Raw genomic sequence first — 19,723 nt, 5'->3', positions numbered from 1 at the left:
CGCGGCTGTTTTTGATTTTTGTAGATTGAGGTTGTGAAGATGAGTTTTTTTTATAAGATTAGCCTTTTGTTTGCCTTGGTTTTGTTCCAGGCGTCTTTTAGTTTTGCTGCAGATACCTTGGAGGTATTTGCGATTCGAGTTCAGTTTGCCGAAGAAAAGACTGACAATTCGTTGACCACGGGAAATGGAACTTTCGACTCTGACGAAAAGAAGAAGGATTCGTATAAGTTGGATCCGCCGGGCCGTCGCAATAGTGTGCCCTATTGGAAAAAGCATTTTGATTTTGCGAATGCCTATTACAAGGCTGCCAGTGGCGGAAATATTGTAATCAAGTCCAGAATTTTTCCGGAATCTTCCAGTGCTTACAAGCTGAAGAAGCAAATCATCGACTATAATCGAACCAGCAAGAGGGATGGCGAAAAGACTGCTGAATTTGATTCTTCCCGTGTTTGCGATTATATGCAGTTCGTGTACGATGCCGTAATGGCCGCTCATGAATCCAGCGATTCGCCCTTTAGCATTCCCCTTTCGAAAAATCCGAATACGAAACGTGCCTTTATGATTATCCATGCCGGTGCCAGCCGGTTGATGGATGGCGGTACCATGGGTTCGAACAATGCCGACACCCCTGCCGATTTTATAGACGCTTTTGTTAGCGGGGAGTATTGGCCGTTCCTGTCTGATACCTTGGCAAATGTTGCTCTAAAGGCTGATTCCTCTAGCAAGAAGTCTGTAGTTGACGGTCTTGCTCTTAAGGGGGCCTCTATCGATACCTTGCGTTCTATAATGGTCATGAGCGAAACCGCTTCCCAGGATGGTTTGAACTGGGGTGTAAACGGGATTCTGGTAAATCAGATAGGCCGTCAGCTTGGTATGCCCGATACCTATGATGTGGTGAAGGGAATTTCTCGCCTGGGTTATTTTGACTTGATGGACTTTGCCGGCTATAATGCAGGAAATGGATTCTTGCCTGCACTGCCTGCGGCCTGGGAACGAACCTATATGGGGTGGAGTTCCGTTCAGGAAGTTCGCCCCTCTGCAGGAAAGAAAATTTCTGTGGATGTGGCTGCAGCCGGTTCCGGGGCCTGCTCAAAATCCAAGAGTAAAAATGTCTGTACTGAAGTCCTGAAGGTGCCTCTCAGCGCATCTGAATACCTGCTTGTAGAAAATCGTCAGCGTTCCTGGAACAAGGATGGCGAGGTGAGCGTGGTGCTGGGTGAACCTGACGAAAGTTCAGATACGACAATCAGGACCGTTCCCGTAGATAGTCTTGACCTTGTGTTCCAGGATAGCACTTGTGTCAAGGGGGAATGCAAGGTGAACAAGAAGAAGGCCCGTGGTGTCATTCTTGATGTAAGCTCCTTTGATGCGGGCATCCCTGCAAGCGGTATTGCCGTGTGGAAGGTGAACGAATGGTTCCTTCGTAGAAATTTGGAAGATGGTGTTGCCAACTATTGGGCCGGCGATGAATTCCGTGACCATCAGTTTGGACTTTCACTGATTGAAGCCGATGGCGTGCTGAGTATCGGAAAGACCTTTAAGAACGCCCTGGGCGAAGATACCTATGATTACGGAAGTGGTGCGGATTTGCTGCCTCATTTGCGCGTAGCGGACAAATCTTCAAAGCAGAAATTCGATACGGTAAAGACCATCAATCCCACCGGTTATGCGAATACCATGACGACCCAGGGCGGTTATACGGGTATCAGGATTTCTGTTTCCGTTCCCGAAGATTTCCGAAAGGAAAAGACGGCTAACGGCCTGATGGGGGATAGCGTCCTTAATTTTGCCTCGACTCTTATTACGGTGACCGTTTCTATTGATGATGGAAGTATTGAAGACAGCAAGTTCCCGAGAGAGGTTGGCCTGAACGGAATCGTCCGTGGCGCAGTCTTTGTGGATAATCCTGAAAAGAGCGGGGAGAAAATTGTTGTGTTCGGTGCAGACAATGGATCCCTGCAGGCATTTAGCGCTTTGGGTGATACCTTGTTTGATGCGGATACGGTCGTTGTTAAAAAACAGCTGACGAATAAGGGGACTGAAAAGGAAATTCCGCTTTATCGCATCGGTTCCAATTATGGTCCCCTGCTGGGTATGGCTAGCGATGGCAAATACGTTTATTCGCTTCACGAAAAGCATCTGGTCCGTACGCAGTTTGAAAGCGAATCCTACGTAAGTGAAACGGCGTTGGATGTGGACTCTGTGGTGGCTGGCCCCATGGTGGTTGGAAATGAACTGTGGTATGCGACTAGACATCAGATTCGAAATGTGAAAATTGGCGACGGAAAGTTCTCTAGGGGATTTGACGTCAAGGTGACTGCCGGCGGAAATATTACAGATATGGCTTTCTGTGGTACGGATGAGGATGGCAATTCCAAGATTGCCTATGTTACGGACGAAGGTGAAGTGGGCTTCGGTTCCAAGGTGAATTCTGCTACCTATGAAAGTGAACCCGCAAAAGTTCACGGAACTGAAAAATTCTACCGCGTTTCCTGTACAGACATGGATCGCGACGGTGTTGAGGAAGCCATTGTCCTCGGCAGCCGTGGAACGGTGTCTGCTAGAAAACGGAATGGAAAGTCTGTTGTCTGGACCAAGAATTATGAGCGTGGAGCTGCTGGCTCCAGCGGCCTCTCTGATGAAACTTCTGGTATGGCCCTGGGTGACGTAAACGGAGATGGTTATCCTGAAATCGTATTCCTGGGAGATAACCTGGTTTATGCCCTCGATCGTTTTGGCTTGCCCGTTTCTGGATTCCCCGTGAAGATTTCAAAGGGTAGTCCTGTGTATGGATTCTTTAGCGACCCGTTGCTGGTTGATGTGACTGGTGATGATGTTCCGGAAATTCTTGTTCCTAACAATGACGGATTGATTTATGCCTATACGGGAAAGGCCAAGCGGGTTTCTGGACAGTTCCCCCTTGCTGCAGGTAGTTTTGAGTATGTGGACTCCCTGAGTGAATTGCAGCCTATGAGTATTTATGTAACGGACGCTGTTGGTAGTAGCAAGTCTGCTGGCCCGGAACTTTATGCCTTCCACAGAAGTAACGTTAGTGCATTCCGTTTGCAGAAGGCTGCTGAAGATGCTGCGGGTAATGCTGCCGCATGGACCTTGCCTGCCGGCGGTAACGAACGTACTGGCTATCTTGATGCCTCCAAGCTGAAGGATGTGAAGGCTTCTAAGTCTAAGGATGAAATTACGGAATTCTTCATGTTCCCCAATCCGGTGCGTGGCGGGGTGGCCAAGGCCCGTTTTGAAGTTGGTGCAGAAGCCAATTCCGCAACGATTGAATTGTATGACATAACGGGCCTCTGCGTGTTCAAGCAGAAAATGTCTGATGTTGTGGCTGGCCGCAATCAGTTTGAAAACCTTGACCTGAAAAAGCTAGGTTCGGACGTATACACCGCTCGCCTGCGTGTAGATTTCAAGTCTGGAAAGACTAAGCAGAAACTGTACCGTGTGGGAGTTATCCGCTGATGAGGTTCCGCTTATGCCTAGGGTTTCTTGCCATGGGTTTGATGGTGTCCTGCAGTTCTGTTGCTGGTGGGGCGCCTGAAGATTTGGACGAAACCTCCTCCAGTGGGCATGAACGTCAGTCTAGTGCCGTTGTCAAAAGTTCTTCTAGCCGATCGGAAAGCCCTGTTCAAGAGTCTTCGGGTTCTGCGGAACCTTCGTGTAGTTCTGCATTGAGCTCGGATTCCCTTTTGTCTTATTATGTAAGCTGGGTAAAGATTCCTGCGTCCTCTGTAAAAAGAGGCTCCATGTCTTTTTCTGTGAGTTCCTTTGAAATCGGGAAGACGGAGGTGACCCAGTCTTTGTATAGAACCATTATGGATTCCTTGCCGGCAATGGGTGTCTCTGGTGACAGTATTCCGGTGGCGAACGTAAACTGGTATGAGGCAATCTTGTTCTGCAATGCTCTATCGAAAAAGGTGGGGCTTGATACGGCCTATGTCTATGAGGCTGTCGAAAACGCACAATATCTGCAGAACTTGTATGTTGATTACAGCGTTGAGTCCGTGAGACTTCCTACGGAAATGGAATGGGAAGTCGCCTACCGTGCTGGAACGACTACGACATATTATTGGGATCGGGAAGAAGCTTCTAAATACGCTTATTATGTACAAAGTAGTGGCCCCGCTGTCGTGGCTCAGTTTATGCCTAATGCCTATGGCCTTTATGATATGGCTGGCAATGTGGCGGAGTGGACTAACGACTGGTACGGAGTGAAACCGACTAAATCGCAGATGAATTATACCGGGGCGAAATCCGGCAGTTTGAAAGTCGTTCGTGGAGGTGGCTGGGGCGATAAAGTCAAGGCCCTTGCCGCCGATACTGTTGCTAAAAGGGAACCCCTTTATCGGGGTAAGGATTTGGGCCTTCGTTTGGTGCATTCGACTGGTTTTTAGATAATTTCTGTTAATGCCTAAACGGCTAATTTGTTAAATTGTAGCCATGAAGATTTCGAACTCCATGGCTTTTTCATTTGTAAGGTTTTTGCTTCCTGTTGGGATGGCATTGCTGATTTCTTCCTGCTCTGAAGAAAAGTCTGAACCTTTACCGGAACTTCCGCCTGTTGAATTGCCGAAGGATGTGACGGGCCTCTATTCGGGAAGTATGCCTTGTGATGATTGCACCATGAAGGCATTGCGCATAACCTTGAATGAAGACTCCACTGTTAATGCGGTGCAGACCCGTGTAACTGATTCCATGCAGGTGGATTCCCTGAAGGGTGTGTTTTCTGTAGTGGATAGTTCCATAAGGATTGTTTTGCCCTCTGCCTCTGAAAGTGCAGATAGTGTTCACTGGAATTTTAAACGCTCTGCATCTGGAAATCTGGTTTATATGAATTCTGCAGGTCAGGTCTATGAAGATGAAAATGGCCGTCGTGCAGAACTGTTTAGAATCATGACGGCTCCCGTCCAGAAATCCAAGGATCCGAAATGAAGGTCAAGACCTTAGTGATTGATGACGAGCCTTGGGCTCGTGCCCGCATCATCTCCATGTTGGGGGATTACGCGAGCGAGTTTGATATTCAGGGGGAGGCAGAATCTGGAGCTCAGGCAATCAAGGCTATTCAGGACCATCTTCCTGATGTCGTCTTTCTGGATATCCAGATGCCGGATATGGATGCATTTGATGTTCTGCATGCCTTGAATCCGGAGGAAGTCCCGTATGTGGTCTTTACGACCGCCTATGATGAGTTTGCCTTAAAGGCCTTTGAAGAAAATACGGTTGATTATTTGCTGAAACCCTTTGATTCGGAACGTTTGATGGCCACAGTTGAAAAACTGCGCAAGATATTCCCCGATGATGGTTTTAGTATTCCGGCGCCTCCTGATTTTACCTGGAAGAAGTTCCGTAACGTGGTAGACTTGAGCAATTTCTACCTGCAGCGAATTCAGGTTCGAAAAGGAGATCGTTGTATCTTTCTGAGTGTAGATGAAGTGGTCCGTTTTCAGACGGAAGGCCGTTTTACCATGGTCTATACGATGAACGAGATGCATATAGTCGATGTGTCGACCATGGAACTTGAGAAACGTTTGGATCCCATGCATTTTATACGCGTTAACCGTTCGACCATTGTTTCGATTGACCATATCGCAGAGTATCGCAAGGTGAACTCCCGCATTACCATGGTGCTTCGAGATAAGAGCAGGACTGAACTGGTAGTAAGCCAGGCCATGTTCAAAAAGATTCGCAGCCTGTAAAATTATAAGTCAGATTTTAATTTGGAAAATAAGATGAAGGACAACTTGCAAGAGAAGAAAGTTTTTTCTGTGAAGGGTTTTGTGAAGGGCTTGTTTAGGGAAATAATTGTTCCCATTGCTCTGGCGTTGATTGTAATCCAATATGTGATTCAGGCTTTCCAGATTCCTAGCGGATCTATGGAAGATACGCTGAAAACAGGAGACTTCCTTCTCGGTTTGAAGTTTACCTATGGCTCTCCCATACCTTTTGGAAATCAGAAGTTCCCTGCTATTACCGATCCCGTGCCTGGGGATGTGGCAATTTTCCGTTATCCCGGGGAACCTGAATATCCCGATGGTAATCCTCGCCGCTATACTCATCTCTTTAACGCCTTGATGCTTGGCAATTTCTACTGGGATCATGAACCTGAAGAGGGACAGCCTCACTTAGTTCATTATGGCGATGGTCCGAAGGATTACATCAAGCGCTGTGTGGCCGTGAGTGGCGATACGGTTGCCGTTCATGGCGGTCGTCTTTATGTGAATGGCGTTAAGCAGGATACCTTGCCCGGACGTGGTAAATGGACTAGTACGGTTCGAACCATGTCTCCTCGTGACGAACGAGAACCTTTTGTTGTGCCGTCTGTAGGTGATACTCTGTATGTGGATTCCCTGCCGTTGGATAAGCTCTGGTGGTTGCGTTCCCTTGTCGCCCAGGAAAATCCGGATGACTCCGTCAAGCTTGATATTTCTCTGTGGAAGGATGGTGTCGAAAGCAATAACTACGATTTCGAGAACTTCCGCATACCGGTAGAAAATGACCGCGGGCTGGCCATGAATGAACTGTTCCGCCGCAATCGTACTATCCTTCAGCAGCGTGTGACCCAGGGGGACACCGTTTCTGGGGTGATGAGCTTCGCCTATTTCAGGGAACTGGCCCGTATCTGTTATTTGCCTATGCTGGATCCCCATGCCAAGGGTGGGCTGATGCGCGAAGTTAGCTACATCGGTTTCGAAGCTTCTATGTTGAAGGATCTGGAAGACAATGTGAACGCTTTGAATGCATCGGCTGTTAGTGCCGCTGTTGTCGATTCTGCGGTTACGGATTCCGTTGTTGCTGATTCCCTGGCTGATTCGCTGAAGGCTGATGTGGCTCGTTCTCCTGTTTTTGAAATCAGGAAGAACTTGACTCTCGGCGGTAAAAAAATGGATTACTATGTGGTTCAGACTCCTCAGTATTTCATGATGGGTGACAACCGTGATAATTCCGCAGATAGTCGTTATTGGGGATATGTGTCGCTCCGTAATATGCGCGCCAAGGCTTTTGTCATTTACTTCTCTTTTGAAAATGAAGATGAGTCTTTCGCCTTGTCCAATCCCTTTACCTGGTGGCGTCTGCCCTTCAAGATCCGCTGGAGCCGACTGGGCAAGATTATCCACTTGATTGATTAAGTCTGAAAGTGTTGTTAGGATGAAATTTTTTAAGACCGTATACGTTCTAGGTGCGATTGTTGCGAGCTTGCTTGTGGCCTGTGCGACGCAGGTGGCTCCGTCCGGTGGCCCCGAAGATAAGTTGCCTCCGCGTGTGGCGGGGGTGTATCCAGCTCCGTATACGACAAACCATCCTAACGAACTTTATGTAAAGCTTGAATTTGACGAATGGATTAACGCCTCTATTCCCAGGAGCGCTGTTTCTATTTCTCCGCCGATTGATAAAAGAGTGCGGTTTGACGTCAGCGGCAAAACTCTGGAGTTGTCGTCTCGTGCAGAGCTTGATTCTGGAACGACGTACACAGTAACGTTTGCGGGTGGTATCAAGGATTTGCGCGGCAATGCTCTTGCAAAGCCTTTCCAGGTTGTGTTCTCGACGGGAGCCTATATTGACTCGCTGACTCTTTCGGGCCGAGTTCTTGTGAATGCGGCTATGGCAAAGAAGAAGGAATTTCCCAGTGTGGGTTTGTTCCTGATGGGTGCAGATCGTGAAACGAAACATTATCTGGATAAGTACCGCGATTCTGTAACCAAGGCGCTGGACTCCCTGCCTATGATTCTTAAGGAACCGCCCCTGTATGTGACTCGAGCCGATAGTGCGGGGCATTTTACCTTGACGGGTCTTAAGGCGGGAATGTATCGTGTCGTAGCCTTTGTGGATGGCAATGGTAACCAGAAGGTGGAACTGGCAACGGAACAGGCTGGCGTTTGGACCCAGGATATTCACCTGACTGCAGAGACAACGGATACCTTATGGATTGCCGTGGCAGATATGGACTCGTCTCATCTGGAACTGGAATCTGTATCTCAGCCCTTTGCAAATGTGCTGGAAGCGAACTTTACACGAAACGTCTATTTTGATTCCCTGTTTAGAGATTCTGCCAACTGCTTCCTGACTTCTCCTGAAAATGAGAAGGTGTATCCGAAGCTTGTTTATTTGGGAGCATCTTCCAATAAGCCGCAGTTCTATTTTGATCCGGCACCCAAAAGTGAAATTCTTTACAAGTTTACTTGCCTTGCCGGAAAGGATTCGCTTTATCGAACTTTGGATACGGCAAGAAATGAAGTGGAATGGGAATGGAAGAAGATGGAGTCCGATACGCTTCCGCCTGCGGTAAGTACGGTGAAGGCTGTCTCGAAGTCAAAGAACCTGTTCCCTGACGATTCCCTAATCGTCTTGTTTAATAAGCCCAAACTGGATTCTGTAGAAGAAACCTTCTATGTGGCGGTTAACAAGGATACGACCGAGGTTCAGGTCAAGCAAATCGATCCGGTGCGTTTTGTGGTATTGAATTCTGACCCGTGGGGAACGGACCTTACGATGAACTTCTTGATGGGGTATAACGATACGACGTTGGCGGCTGCCGACAGTAATGGCGTTCGTGATACCGTTGTTGAACTGAAGTACAAGAAACTGCAGAAATTTGAAACGGTGGCGAAGTTGAAACTTGCAACGTTGCAGGGTGCTGTCCCCGGTGCAAAGGTAGGTGCCCTGGTCCGTCTGCATTCCATCGAGTCTGATAAGGATTTTATAGAACCTTGTGATAATGCGGGCCGCTTTAAGTTTAACGGACTGGTCGAAGGGGCCTATTTTATGGACTACTATTATCCCCAGGAAGGAAAGAATATTCCTGATGGAGGTTCCATTGAACCTTTCCGTTATGGGTCTCCCTGGAGAGCGATTAACGATACATTGAAGCTGAAGAATGGTGAAAATAATCTAGACCAGTTGCAGGCTGCAATTCCGTCTCTGCATTAGAATTTTGGTGAGGATAAATATGGGAAATATTCCGACTTTTGTTGCGATTGATCTTGAGACAACGGGTCTTGATTTTGAAAAAGATGAAATTATCGAAGTCGCGTTGGTCCGTTTTGAAAATGGGGTCCCTGTTGAAGATGTGGATTATCTGGTCAAGCCAACGACGGCTTCCTTGCGCCCCTTTATTGAAAATCTGACTGGAATATACAAGAGCGATCTTGAAAATGCAGAATCATTTGCAGGTGTGGCAGGCAAGATTTATTCCTTTATCGGAGATTATCCCATTGTTGCTCATAATGCCGCATTTGATTCGAAGTTTCTGACCCAGACTTTTGCAAAGGTCGGTATTTCCTTTGAAAACCATATGGTGTGGGATTCCTTGACGGTTTCTCGTATCGCCTTCCAGAATGTTCCTAATCATCGCTTGGATACCCTGGTCCAGGAATTGAATATTCCCAGGAGCCGGGCACACCGCGCGTTGCCTGATGCCGATGCCTGCGGCAGACTTTTTGTGATGTCCCTGGAAAAAATTCAGGGTGAAGACCGCTGGCTGTATAACGCCCTTTCCAAGGTTGCAGTCAATTCCAACTGGTCTGCAATCTGGCCCGTTTCTGGTGAATCCGGAAATGAATTTTCTTACAAGTTGCCGGAAGTCCCCCTGGAAGAGGTTCCTGTAAAGAACCGCGTTCCCCGTGTGGGAGAATTCTTCCAGGAAGGCGGCATTCTTGCCAAGAATATGGCTGGGTATCAGCCCCGTTCTAACCAGCAGGATTTGGCCGCTGTGGTGGAACGCAATATGCATAAGGGTGGGCTTTGCGTCATCGAGGCTCCTACGGGTTCTGGAAAATCGCTTGCGTATTTAGTGGCCGCCGCTAACAAGGCTGCATCCGGTGAACGAGTCGTCATTAGTACGGCAACCCGTGCGCTTCAGGAACAATTGTGGAATCGCGATATTCCCCAGCTGTCCTGCTTGTACAATGGCAAGTTGAAGGCTTCTGTTTTGAAAGGGCGCGAAAATTATTTGTGCCTAAGAAAGTTTGAGGCAATTCTTGCGTCCCCCGAAAATATGCTCTTGCCGGAAGAAAGAGATTCCTTCATGGCTATTATACCTTGGGTCTATACGACGACAACTGGTGACGTGAATGAATGCTCTTCGTTTAGTCAGGGACGTAATCGTGTGCTTTGGTCCAAGATGGCAAGTTCTGCAAAGTCTTGCCTTGGAGAAAAGTGCCCGAATTATGGCAGGTGCCCAGCCCTTGCCGCAAAGCGCCGTGCCATGAATTCCAATTTGCTGCTGGTAAACCATTCTCTGTTCCTGGCAGACATGTCGTTGGATTTTGCGCTGCTTCCGCTTTACGAACATATTGTGTTTGATGAAGCTCACCGTCTGCCTGAAATCAGCAACCAGTCGCTGTGCCGTACGGTGTCGTTCTTTGGCCTGCGTAATGTCATTAAGACTATGGTTCCGTCCCGCACTAAAAAGGATGGCCTCGTTGTAGAAATCGAGGCTGGAATTCCGGCGGAGTGTACTGAAGCCCATGAGGTATGCGCTAATTTGGTTGAAAGCCTGGGCGAATTGGAAAAGGCCTTGCATCGTTTCTTTATGAAGATCGGCAAGAAGCTGACAAAGCAGAAAAATAAGAATGGCTTCTCGTATTCTTCTAGCATGATGGCAGAATATGATGCCGATCCTGCAGGCTTTATGGACCAGTATGCCAAGGTTCAGAAACTGGTAGAAAAACTTTCCGCCATGGCTTCCAGGGTCAATGAATCTGTTTCTGGATTGGTGCATGATCTGAATGGCCGAATGACGGAGATCGAAAGATTCGTTTCTGATTTTGAGTTCCTGACCAAGGGCGCTCGCGAAGACTGGATCTTCTTTATGGAGGAACCTTTTAATCCTCATACCATAAAGCTTCATGCCTACCCGTTGAATTTCGGTACTATCTGGAAAGAAAAGTTCTATCCTTGGATCAAGTCTGCTACCTTTACTTCTGCGACCTTGGCGGTACAGGGTGACTTGACTTACTTTGTTGAAAGAATGGGCTTGAACGTCCAGGATCCAAAGAGGGCCCCCTTCCTTAGAGTGTATAACGAATCGTCTACAAAGGATGCTCGCCAGTCTGTAATGGTGGCTAAATATTTGCCGAAACCTTCTGCACCGGAATATAACGAGGCTTTGAACGATACCCTATGTCAGTTCTTGCCGGAGGTGGAAGAAAATGCCATGGTTCTCTTTACCAGCGTTTCGGCGATGATGAAGGCCCAGGCGGCACTTGCTCCGCTGTTTGCGCAAAAGGGCAAACTGCTTCTTTGCCAACATGTCGACGGTGCTCTGGATGGACTGATTGCCATGTTCCGCAAGGAAAGGGGCGCTTGCCTTTTGGGCTGTCAAAGCTTGTGGGAAGGTGTTGATTTCCCGGGAGACGCCTTGAAACTTCTGGTGATTCCTAAGCTTCCGTTCCCGAATCCCATGGATCCTCTTGTTGCGGGAATTTCTGCCAAGATGAAATCCGACGGTAAGAATTCCTTTAAGGATTATTATGTGCCGGAAGCCTATATGGAATTGCGTCAGGGGCTGGGACGTCTGATTCGTTCTGAAGAAGATTCTGGTAAGGTTCTGATTCTTGATAACCGCGTGGTGCTGGAACATTATGGCAAAAGCTTTATGCGGATCTGGAACATGAAGCAGAAGGTTGCCGACTCCATAGAAGACATCAAGTCTTTTGTGAAGTCCTAGACTTTGGCTCCGGATTATTTTTTCTAAATTTGGCGCCCTAATAGGGTGTGACTGATGTACGATTTAAATTCGTTTTTTGATGGAATGTCCAAGCAACTCCTTCGTGGTGTCCATGCGAAGGCCTTCGGACATAAGGGTCTTTTGAATAACGCTCTGATCCAGAGCGAAGCCTTGTCTTATTTTGATGATCGCAGACGTGCTGCCGACTTGTTTAGCAAGATGGAACTATGGCAGCGTCGCTGCATCAGCTTGGTTTACAATAGCGGTTCCCGCGGCTTGACTTATAATGAATTGCGTCTGACCGTTCCGGTTGGAAAAGTACGCGACCTGCAGAAGTTCCTTTTGGATATGTGCCGTGAATATTTGCTGTGGCGCACATCTACTGGTAGTACGATGGTCTACTACGGTTTCTCTAATTTCTGGGGCTGCTTTGGAATGGCTTCTGAAATGGAGTTCCCGGCTAGAGCCAAGTTCGCCTGTTTTCAGAACTTGCTGGACTGGCACATCTGCCTGGTGTTGTCGTACGCCTTGCGCAAGGAACTGAAGGTGAATACCAATGGTACCATCCATCGTCGTGGTTACCAGATTTGCGTGGATTCCTTTACGTCTACAAAGCAACTGTCTGAACGTGCTGCCGAAAACGAGCTGTCCTTTATTTTCAATTTCCTGACAGGGAATGGTTGGCTGGAACAGGAAGACTCCTGCTTGGTTCCGTCTGAAAAGGCTCTTGAATTTATTCGTAAGAATGGTTTCCGCTTGCATCAGGATGTAGTGTCCTGGTGGCTAAAGGAACGTTTCCGCGGCGATCGCAATCACTGCGTCCAGTTGCTGAAAATTTTGGAACAGCCTCGTCCTGTCGCCGACGCCTGCAATCTGCTGTGGGTTCTTGACCCGACGTTCCGCATGGTAGAGAAGAACAAGGAGCTCCCTTGGGAATACCTGCCTCGCCCCTTGCGTGAATTGTGGCTGCTGGGATTTGTGAAATTCCACATGGTTGACGGTAAGGTGGCCGGTGTTGTCATGGAACAGTCTGGCAAGGATTGGGTGGAAACATCTATCGCCTCCATTCCTGAACAGAACATTTCCTGCCTGCCCAATTTTGAACTGATCGTATCGACGGGAACTTCTCCTCGTGTGCTTTTCACTTTGGCAAGTCTTTCCAAGGTTGAAAATGATGAAGTGTTCCTCCGCTTTGCCTTGAACCGTGAAACTTATATTCAGGGTTTAAGGTGTGGTCTGCCTGAAGCGGAAATCGAAAATTTCAAGAACTGGATTAAGCCTCCCGAAAATGTTGCCTCTACAATTTCGGAATGGAACTCCTCCTATTATGGGGCCAGAGTTCATACCGTTCGACTTCTGAAAATTGAAGATCTGAAAGTGCTTGCGGAACTTTCCCGCTTCCCGCAGTTTACCGAAGCTACGACCGAATACATTCCCGGTTACGGTTTTATCTTGAAGCCGGAACTGGAACATAAGGCTTTTGAAATTCTGGAAAACTACGGTTATTGCCCCTTTGTCGAAAAGCATGACGTGAACCGTCTTCCTGCACCTACCGAAGAATGGCGCAAGGACTTTGTCGTGGCATGGCCCGAGGCGAAGGCTCCCGACTATGAACTGAAAGATGATGCCGATGAAAATACTTTGCAGACGGCCTTGAACTCTACGAAGTATGGCAGCAACTATCAGAAGATGAGCACGTTCGATCTGGTGAAGGTGCTGCGTTATGCCAAGACTGTGGGAACCTTGGTTGGCGTCAAGGCCAAGGATCCTGTCAAGCGTAATGCCAAGGAAGAAGAAAAGATTTTCTTTGTCCATGCGTTGAAACTGGCCAAGTCTCCCCAGGTCATTGAAATTCAGATTTATGGAAAGGAAGAACGGGAAATGCTGGACCTGTCCTTTATTCAGGAAGTGAAGGTCTTTAACGGCAAGGAACCCTAGAATTCGTTTTCTTATGGCAGGGTCTGCGCATAGCCCGCTATATCGATTAACTCATCCAGTGTTAATTCGTCTATGTAGGGTTCCATGTTGCGGTCATCATCGCCGAAATTCATCTGATACCAGAAAGTTGGCATGTCATTTCTAGCTCGGTCCCCGATGAAAATCGGGGGCTTTCTGTAATCGTGGGCGAAGTTGAGTCGATGCCCTTCTTCGCCGTGGCATGACTTGCAGTTTTGATTGAAAAGTTTTTTCCCGCGTTCCGGGTTGGCTCCCTTTAATTTTCCATCGGGTTGAAGAAGTTTGTACACGAGAAGGGCCATGCGTGCGTCTTCGCGGGTGAGGGTGTCTCCTTCGGAACCTGGGGCGGGGGTGCCTGGGCTTTGCGAAGTGTCTGGTTCGCTGTTTGCGAATGCGGGCATAATGGAGGTGCCTAGCAGCATCCCATACACAGCTAACAGTGTAAATAAACATTTAAACTTGTTTACGCCCATAAACGACAATTTAGTAAGGCTTGCTTGAGGACGTCGGGACAATTACTATAATTTTGTTTATGAGATTAGGTGTTTTTTTTAAAGTGGCGGTCTTTGGACTCGCACTTGCTTCTTTTGTGGCTTCTCCCCAGGCCAAGGAAAATTCTATGAATAATTTGTCTGAAAGCTCACTGGCGAAGAATTGCATTTTTAATGGCCGCTGGGATCATCAAAAACAGTTCAGTAGGACTAGCGCTCCGGCGGCAGTTATTCAGTTTAATGCCGTGGCGAAGTCTATTGATTTCGATCTGGAAGGGGAATCCCGCTGGATCCTCGTAGAAGATTCAAGGGAAGTTGCCGCCTTTGTTAGCGGTGCGCGTAAGGTCCAGTCGGTCAAGGTGGCCGGAGATGGTGAATCCCACCGTTATCGCCTGGTGAAAATCAGCGAGACGAATCCCGGTTCCGTAAAGGTCTACGGAATTTCTCTGGATGGTTCCGGAAGTTTTGGCTCCGTTCCCAAGCAGAGTGGCCGACGTATCGAATTTATTGGGGACTCCTTTACCGTGGGCTTCGGTGATGAAGGTAGCGGTTCCGATGACCCGTCCCTGGTTTTCGAAAAGACTAACGCCTCCAAGAGCTATGCCTACCTGCTTGCCGATGGCTTCAAGGCTGATTTTCAGGTGAACGCCTTTAGCGGTCGCGGCATGGTCCGCAATTACGACAATATTGTGCCTGAATGGAAGGTGCCTCGCCTTTATGAATTTACCGTTCCCGGTGAGGCCCCGGCGGATTTGGCTGGCAAGCTGCCCGAAGAATCCCTCAAGTGGGATTTTGGCAGCTTCCACCCCCAGGTGGTTGTAATCTTTATTGGCATCAATGACTTCCAGGGAAACCCTCCTTATGGCGACAAGAAGGAATTCTCCAAGGCTTATGCGGAGCTCCTTCAGAAACTGCGCAAGGCCCATGAAGGGGTGAAGTTCCTGCTGGTGTCCACAAAAATCTGGCCCAATGATGACCTGACTCCCACTGTAAAGGCCATTTACCAGTCCGAACTGGCTGCCGGTCACAAGGATTTGGAATTTGTGGAGGTCCGTACGGATAATGCAGGCCTCCTTGGACATCCGGATGTGCATTCCCAGGCCGATTTGGCCCGTACTTTGCGCCCATTTGTAGCTAAACTGGGTGGCTGGCTATCCCGTTAGCCCCTATTTTTATATATTTGAGGGACAATATCTTACAAGTATAGGTTTCCTATGTCTAGGCTCTTTGAGAAAATCTATGTGCTGTTCAGGATGAATATCCTGATTTTCGTGTTGTTGGCTCTTACCGCCATCGCCCTTTTTGCGTACGAAAATGGCTTAGATAATATCGAATTCCTCAAATTGTCGGATTTCCCTTACGTCATCGCCCAGTCTGACTCTGTGGATGGCGGCGGATCTGCTGTAAAGCTGACCCGTACGGATTCCTCTGTCATCATGGACTATGAACTCCGTGAAGGCTACGCCTATCCTTATGCTGGCGTGAAGATTTTCCTTGGAGACGGTAAGGTCCGCGGTAAGGATCTTTCCCATTACGACAGTATCTTCGTGTGGGTGAAGCCCCGTGGCGAAGGTTCCGTCCGTCTCTACATGCGCGGTTATGATAGCGCTATCTATCGCGACGGTGATGAAACTTCACTGAAGTTTAACGAAATAGAATTCTTCCCCCTGAATGAAACCTATCCGGCAGTGTTCGTTCCCCAGGAATTCCGCGTGGCCGGCTGGTGGGTTGCTCAGAACGAGGTGGACGTTCATAAGGCTCGTGTAGACCTTTCTAACATCCCCCTGATCGAAATTCAGACCGGTACCAACGCTCCCCTGGGCTATGGTACTCTTGAAATCCGCGGTCTCTGCTTCAAGGGCAAGAAGATCGCCAAGGAAGACCTTACGACCGGCATCGTCGGTGTGTGGTTCGTGACCTTCTTCATGATCCTGGTCATCCGCTTCTTTGACTATAGCCGTGAACGGGCCGCAGCCAAGAAGAAGCGTGAAGAACTGGAAAAGAACCTGAAGGCTCTCGAAATCGAAAAGACTGAATACGAAAAGTCCAGTAAGGAAGACCCGCTGACCGGTTGCCTCAACCGTGCCGGTTTCAGCAGCATCCTGATGCGCGAACAGGAAAACCTGGTCAAGAATGACAGCCCTGTTTCCTTCGTGATTCTGGATATCGACCACTTCAAGCATATCAATGACCAGTATGGTCATAGCGTCGGTGACGAAGTGTTGGTGAACCTCTGCAAGCTGATCCAGAGCAAGATCCGTAATACGGATGCACTGGTCCGTTGGGGTGGCGAAGAATTCGTGATCCTCTGCAGCGACACGCCGATCCAGAATGCCCAGTTCCTTGCTGAAAAGCTCCGTATGGCTATTGAAAATACTCAGCTGATCAAGCAGCAGCAGGTGACCTGCTCCTTCGGTATTGCCGAAATGGTGGCTGGCGAAGATCCTAAGCGCCTGTTCGAACGTGCTGACAAGGCCCTTTACGCTTCTAAGGAGAACGGCCGCAACAGGGTGACTAGCGCCACCTTCAAGCGTACCCGTTAACGATATGAATAAGGCTGCCTTCTATATCGCAGCTGTTGCTTGCTCTCTTGCCGCGGTCCTCGTAACGGGTTGCGCCAAGAAGAGCCCCGAGCCGGAGTTCCGGCCCCTGCAGATTCATTGGATTCCCGGAGTGGGCGAGGATGAAGAATCCATGCCCACCAAGGATAATTGTGTGATTCGGCTCACGGCTAAACTGATGGGCGAGGATTTGGTTCAGGCTTCGCCGGTGGCGGATCTTGCATACAGAGTGGCATACGGAAAATCAAAGGAAGAGGCTGGAACCCTTTATTTTACTGGGGTTTGCGTCGATGCGGAAAGAAATTCCGCCCCCGAATGTCGGTGGAAGGCGACCTGCAGCAAGGACCTGGATATCGTTGTAAAGTTTCACAACGGAGATTAGTCTGCGGTGGTGGAATTTCTCATCGGGCTGATTTATCTTTTTCTGTATGAAGCAGATTTTTGAATATACCGACTACCGCGAGTGGTTACGTGACGCATTCGATGACTTTAAGCAGCGCAAGACTGTGATTTCGTGGCGTTATATGGCTATGAAGATGGGTGCCGATCCTGGTAATCTGCTTCGTGTTTCCCAGGGCAAGATTCACCTTTCTACCGCGCTTATCGAGCCGGCGGCTCAGTTCTTCGAACTGGATGAAAAGGAAACTGCCTACTGGACAGAAATGGTTTTCTTTGGCCGAGCCAAGACTGACAACGAAGCCTTGCAGCATTACGAACGTATGCAGGCTTTAAAGGGTGTGTCTCTCAAGCTTCTGCAGAAGAAGGAACTGGAATTCTACCGCCACTGGTACTACAACGCAATCCGTTCCATTATCGGTATTTGCAAGTTCAAGGATGACTATCAAGGCCTAGCCGAATGCTGCACTCCCCAGATTACCGAGGACGAGGCGAAAGCGGCCGTTCAGTTGCTTTACGAACTGAACATGATTTCAACAGACCGCGACGGCTTCTGGAAGGTAAACGATACCTTCGTGAGTACCGGCGGAAACTGGCGCTCTGCCGCTGTTCGACAGTTCCAGAAAGACACTATCGCCCTGGCAGGGGAGTCGCTGGAACGTCATGCACCGCACCTGCGAGATATCAGCACTGTCACCATGACGTTCAACATGGATGATATCCAGTTGATTCGCGAAAAGATTAATGAATTTCGAACGGATTTACTACGTTTATCTCAGGAAGGCGAAGGCGATAACACGGTTTTCCAGCTGAATATCCAGTTGTTCCCTCTTGCCTTTACAAAACCGTTGCAGGAGAAGGAAAAATGAACAGCCAGTTGCTGAAAAAGTTTGTTTTGCCTTTGTCGCTACCATTGGTAGCGTCGTTCTTTGCCTGCTCCGATAATCCTTCCGATTCCGGAAATAATCTCGCTGGTGGACCGGGTAGTATTACTACCAATGGTATCGTTGCCCGTGTTGGTGGCGTTCCTGTTTCTAATGCCAGCGTGTCCTTGCATCAGGTTGACTATACCGTACCCGAGGCTAAGGAAGAAGTTATGGTGGTCGCCGTGGCGACGACGGTTACCGATAGTGTTGGCCGCTTTGCATTGACTGTGCCCGACTCTGGCGAATACCGTATGACCGTGTCCTATGACGGTTCTGCCTATACAAAGATTGTTTCTCATGAGAGCTATCAGGCTCTGGATTCTCTGGAAGGGGTTGTAGACCTTTCTGCTATTGCAACCCTGACGGGTGTTGCCGATATTCCTGAAGGCAGCAAGGCGGTATGGGTTGGCGTTGTCGGCACTGATGTGCTGGTGCGTTCTGATTCCAATGGTGTATTCTTTATTCCGGCAATTCCTGCTAACGACACCTTGCAGTTGTATTTCATGGATGACGGCTATGAGGAAGACCTGGGACGTGAGTCCGTGTTCCTGCAGCCCTACGAACAGGTGCAGTACAACTATAAGACTCCCGTAGAAATTGACAGTTCCGTAACGGATTCTTCGGAGGTGGTTGCCGATTCTCTGCCCAAGGTTTCCGTGCTGCTTCAGAATGGCTCTCCGGCGGCTTATGCCACGGTTGCCCTGAGATCCCTTGATAGCGTTGGCGAAATTCGTTTTGTCAGGAGCTTCATGGTTGTTGCAGATAAGTATGCCGACGAGAATGGACGTTTTGATATGGAATGGCCTAAGTCTGGCGATTACCGTCTGACTGTCACTTCGGGAAGCCAGTCCTATTCCAGAGTTTATTCTGCAGAAGAGCTGAAGGATGTTGATTCTATTACGTTGACTACTTCGGTAAGCTACTCCAGCAATGTGACCTTGACTGCCGACGAAGATTTTGCCTGGGTTGGAGTTTATGGCCTTGATGAACTGGTGAAGACGGATGCGTCTGGCGCCTATGTGCTGCCTGCGCTTCCTGCTAACGATTCCTTAAAAGTTTACTTTGTTCATAATGACGGAACCAAACCCTTTGTTGACTGGACTGTAAAGACTTCTAAGGTTTCCAAGTCTGAAAAGCCGTCGGTACTTCTTTACGACTTTGAAGAAGACGATACGCGTTGGTACATGAGTGTCGATACTCTGTGGAAGGGGTCCTCTTTCTACAAGAACGGCAAGGCTGATTCTTCCCATAAAATTGCCGATTACCTAGAAGCGGATTCTTCTCGCGGATCTACCGTATTCCATGGAAAGTACTCGGTTGCCTTTGATCCTTACGCATGGGTTCTGCTGGGAACTCAGTTTAAGGAAACGCTGAATCTTTCGGATCTTGATTCCATCGCATTCTATGCCAAGGGCGATGGCAACATCAGGGTGACTCTCGAAAATTGGGAGAACTATGATAAGGGTACCAAGGCTGCCTCATCCAGGATTTCCCTGGATTCAAGCTGGAAGCGTATTGTAATCAAGCCTTCAGAACTTTGCATCGATAATGACGAAAAGAAGGATTGCAAGAGTACTTGGGAGCGCGTAAAGAACGGCGTCCGTCAGATTCATTTCTTCCCGGGTTGCAAGGACAACTGCTACCTGAGTCCGAAGAATGAAGTCTATGTGGATGACGTTAAACTTTATGGTGTGCTTTTCTAGCTTCAAACGC

Annotated in this window: 14 protein-coding genes; 13 read left to right on the top strand and 1 reads right to left on the bottom strand. The window is 48.5% G+C overall.

Going from position 1 to position 19,723, the window contains the following annotated elements:
- The first annotated feature begins 39 nt into the window (after nucleotides 1–39).
- The 8 genes from BUB38_RS07165 to BUB38_RS07130 all read left to right on the top strand — a co-directional run bounded on the left by BUB38_RS07165 (nucleotide 40) and on the right by BUB38_RS07130 (nucleotide 13,618).
- Nucleotides 40–3,477 (top strand): hypothetical protein, encoded by a 3,438-nt coding sequence (locus BUB38_RS07165; RefSeq protein ID WP_073159042.1) that lies wholly within the window; start codon nucleotides 40–42, stop codon nucleotides 3,475–3,477.
- The gene (locus tag BUB38_RS07160) at nucleotides 3,477–4,409 is read left to right on the top strand and encodes a formylglycine-generating enzyme family protein (protein WP_083542001.1); all 933 of its coding nucleotides are present in this window, start codon (nucleotides 3,477–3,479) and stop codon (nucleotides 4,407–4,409) included. Before BUB38_RS07165 ends, BUB38_RS07160 begins: the two co-directional genes overlap by 1 nt.
- 46 nt (nucleotides 4,410–4,455) lie before the next feature.
- Nucleotides 4,456–4,947 carry a copper resistance protein NlpE N-terminal domain-containing protein gene (locus BUB38_RS07155; RefSeq protein ID WP_083539722.1) on the top strand — a complete coding sequence of 164 codons (492 nt, stop codon included), beginning with the start codon at nucleotides 4,456–4,458 and terminating at the stop codon, nucleotides 4,945–4,947.
- On the top strand, nucleotides 4,944–5,711 hold the full coding sequence (locus tag BUB38_RS07150) for a LytR/AlgR family response regulator transcription factor (protein ID WP_073159039.1): 768 nt from the start codon (nucleotides 4,944–4,946) through the stop codon (nucleotides 5,709–5,711). Before BUB38_RS07155 ends, BUB38_RS07150 begins: the two co-directional genes overlap by 4 nt.
- Before the next feature lie 33 nt (nucleotides 5,712–5,744).
- Nucleotides 5,745–7,142, top strand: coding sequence for a signal peptidase I (gene lepB, locus BUB38_RS07145; protein ID WP_073159193.1), 1,398 nt, complete (start codon nucleotides 5,745–5,747; stop codon nucleotides 7,140–7,142).
- A gap of 19 nt (nucleotides 7,143–7,161) precedes the next feature.
- On the top strand, nucleotides 7,162–8,940 hold the full coding sequence (locus tag BUB38_RS07140) for an Ig-like domain-containing domain (protein WP_073159037.1): 1,779 nt from the start codon (nucleotides 7,162–7,164) through the stop codon (nucleotides 8,938–8,940).
- 19 nt (nucleotides 8,941–8,959) lie between these two features.
- Nucleotides 8,960–11,680 carry a helicase C-terminal domain-containing protein gene (locus tag BUB38_RS07135; protein ID WP_073159035.1) on the top strand — a complete coding sequence of 907 codons (2,721 nt, stop codon included), beginning with the start codon at nucleotides 8,960–8,962 and terminating at the stop codon, nucleotides 11,678–11,680.
- 84 nt (nucleotides 11,681–11,764) lie between these two features.
- Entirely contained in the window at nucleotides 11,765–13,618 is a 1,854-nt protein-coding gene (locus BUB38_RS07130) for a hypothetical protein (RefSeq protein ID WP_254794897.1), read from the top strand.
- Nucleotides 13,619–13,629: 11 nt separating this feature from the next.
- Here BUB38_RS07130 and BUB38_RS07125 read toward each other — a convergent pair whose 3' ends face one another.
- Nucleotides 13,630–14,037, bottom strand: coding sequence for a c-type cytochrome (locus tag BUB38_RS07125; protein WP_158535436.1), 408 nt, complete (start codon nucleotides 14,035–14,037; stop codon nucleotides 13,630–13,632).
- A 218-nt stretch (nucleotides 14,038–14,255) separates the two neighbouring features.
- Between BUB38_RS07125 and BUB38_RS07120 the strand changes: the two genes are divergently transcribed.
- From BUB38_RS07120 to BUB38_RS07100, 5 genes are read left to right on the top strand one after another with little or no spacing between them, the layout of a single operon-like run.
- Complete coding sequence (locus tag BUB38_RS07120) at nucleotides 14,256–15,290, top strand: GDSL-type esterase/lipase family protein (protein WP_083542011.1); 1,035 nt, start codon at nucleotides 14,256–14,258, stop codon at nucleotides 15,288–15,290.
- 51 nt (nucleotides 15,291–15,341) lie between these two features.
- Nucleotides 15,342–16,670, top strand: a complete 1,329-nt coding sequence (locus BUB38_RS07115) for a GGDEF domain-containing protein (protein ID WP_073159027.1) — start codon at nucleotides 15,342–15,344, stop codon at nucleotides 16,668–16,670.
- Between the two features lie 4 nt (nucleotides 16,671–16,674).
- Nucleotides 16,675–17,070 carry a hypothetical protein gene (locus BUB38_RS07110; RefSeq protein WP_073159026.1) on the top strand — a complete coding sequence of 132 codons (396 nt, stop codon included), beginning with the start codon at nucleotides 16,675–16,677 and terminating at the stop codon, nucleotides 17,068–17,070.
- A 46-nt stretch (nucleotides 17,071–17,116) separates the two neighbouring features.
- Entirely contained in the window at nucleotides 17,117–17,953 is an 837-nt protein-coding gene (locus BUB38_RS07105) for a TIGR02147 family protein (RefSeq protein WP_073159024.1), read from the top strand.
- Nucleotides 17,950–19,713 carry a hypothetical protein gene (locus BUB38_RS07100; RefSeq protein ID WP_073159022.1) on the top strand — a complete coding sequence of 588 codons (1,764 nt, stop codon included), beginning with the start codon at nucleotides 17,950–17,952 and terminating at the stop codon, nucleotides 19,711–19,713. Before BUB38_RS07105 ends, BUB38_RS07100 begins: the two co-directional genes overlap by 4 nt.
- Nucleotides 19,714–19,723: the final 10 nt, after the last annotated feature.

The sequence above is a fragment of the Fibrobacter sp. UWH5 genome, assembly GCF_900142505.1.
In the GTDB taxonomy this organism is placed as follows: Bacteria; Fibrobacterota; Fibrobacteria; order Fibrobacterales; family Fibrobacteraceae; genus Fibrobacter.
The sequence above is the reverse complement of the archived record's forward strand: the minus strand, read 5'-3'. Positions and strand labels throughout refer to the sequence as shown.

Excerpts from the sequence above, each read along its gene's own strand:
- BUB38_RS07165 (WP_073159042.1), top strand. The coding sequence starts at position 40 with ATGAGTTTTTTTTATAAGATTAGCCTTTTGTTTGCCTTGGTTTTGTTC.
- BUB38_RS07160 (WP_083542001.1), top strand. The coding sequence starts at position 3,477 with ATGAGGTTCCGCTTATGCCTAGGGTTTCTTGCCATGGGTTTGATGGTG.
- BUB38_RS07155 (WP_083539722.1), top strand. The coding sequence starts at position 4,456 with ATGAAGATTTCGAACTCCATGGCTTTTTCATTTGTAAGGTTTTTGCTT.
- BUB38_RS07150 (WP_073159039.1), top strand. The coding sequence starts at position 4,944 with ATGAAGGTCAAGACCTTAGTGATTGATGACGAGCCTTGGGCTCGTGCC.
- lepB (WP_073159193.1), top strand. The coding sequence starts at position 5,745 with ATGAAGGACAACTTGCAAGAGAAGAAAGTTTTTTCTGTGAAGGGTTTT.
- BUB38_RS07140 (WP_073159037.1), top strand. The coding sequence starts at position 7,162 with ATGAAATTTTTTAAGACCGTATACGTTCTAGGTGCGATTGTTGCGAGC.
- BUB38_RS07135 (WP_073159035.1), top strand. The coding sequence starts at position 8,960 with ATGGGAAATATTCCGACTTTTGTTGCGATTGATCTTGAGACAACGGGT.
- BUB38_RS07130 (WP_254794897.1), top strand. The coding sequence starts at position 11,765 with ATGTCCAAGCAACTCCTTCGTGGTGTCCATGCGAAGGCCTTCGGACAT.
- BUB38_RS07125 (WP_158535436.1), bottom strand. The coding sequence starts at position 14,037 with ATGCCCGCATTCGCAAACAGCGAACCAGACACTTCGCAAAGCCCAGGC.
- BUB38_RS07120 (WP_083542011.1), top strand. The coding sequence starts at position 14,256 with ATGAATAATTTGTCTGAAAGCTCACTGGCGAAGAATTGCATTTTTAAT.
- BUB38_RS07115 (WP_073159027.1), top strand. The coding sequence starts at position 15,342 with ATGTCTAGGCTCTTTGAGAAAATCTATGTGCTGTTCAGGATGAATATC.
- BUB38_RS07110 (WP_073159026.1), top strand. The coding sequence starts at position 16,675 with ATGAATAAGGCTGCCTTCTATATCGCAGCTGTTGCTTGCTCTCTTGCC.
- BUB38_RS07105 (WP_073159024.1), top strand. The coding sequence starts at position 17,117 with ATGAAGCAGATTTTTGAATATACCGACTACCGCGAGTGGTTACGTGAC.
- BUB38_RS07100 (WP_073159022.1), top strand. The coding sequence starts at position 17,950 with ATGAACAGCCAGTTGCTGAAAAAGTTTGTTTTGCCTTTGTCGCTACCA.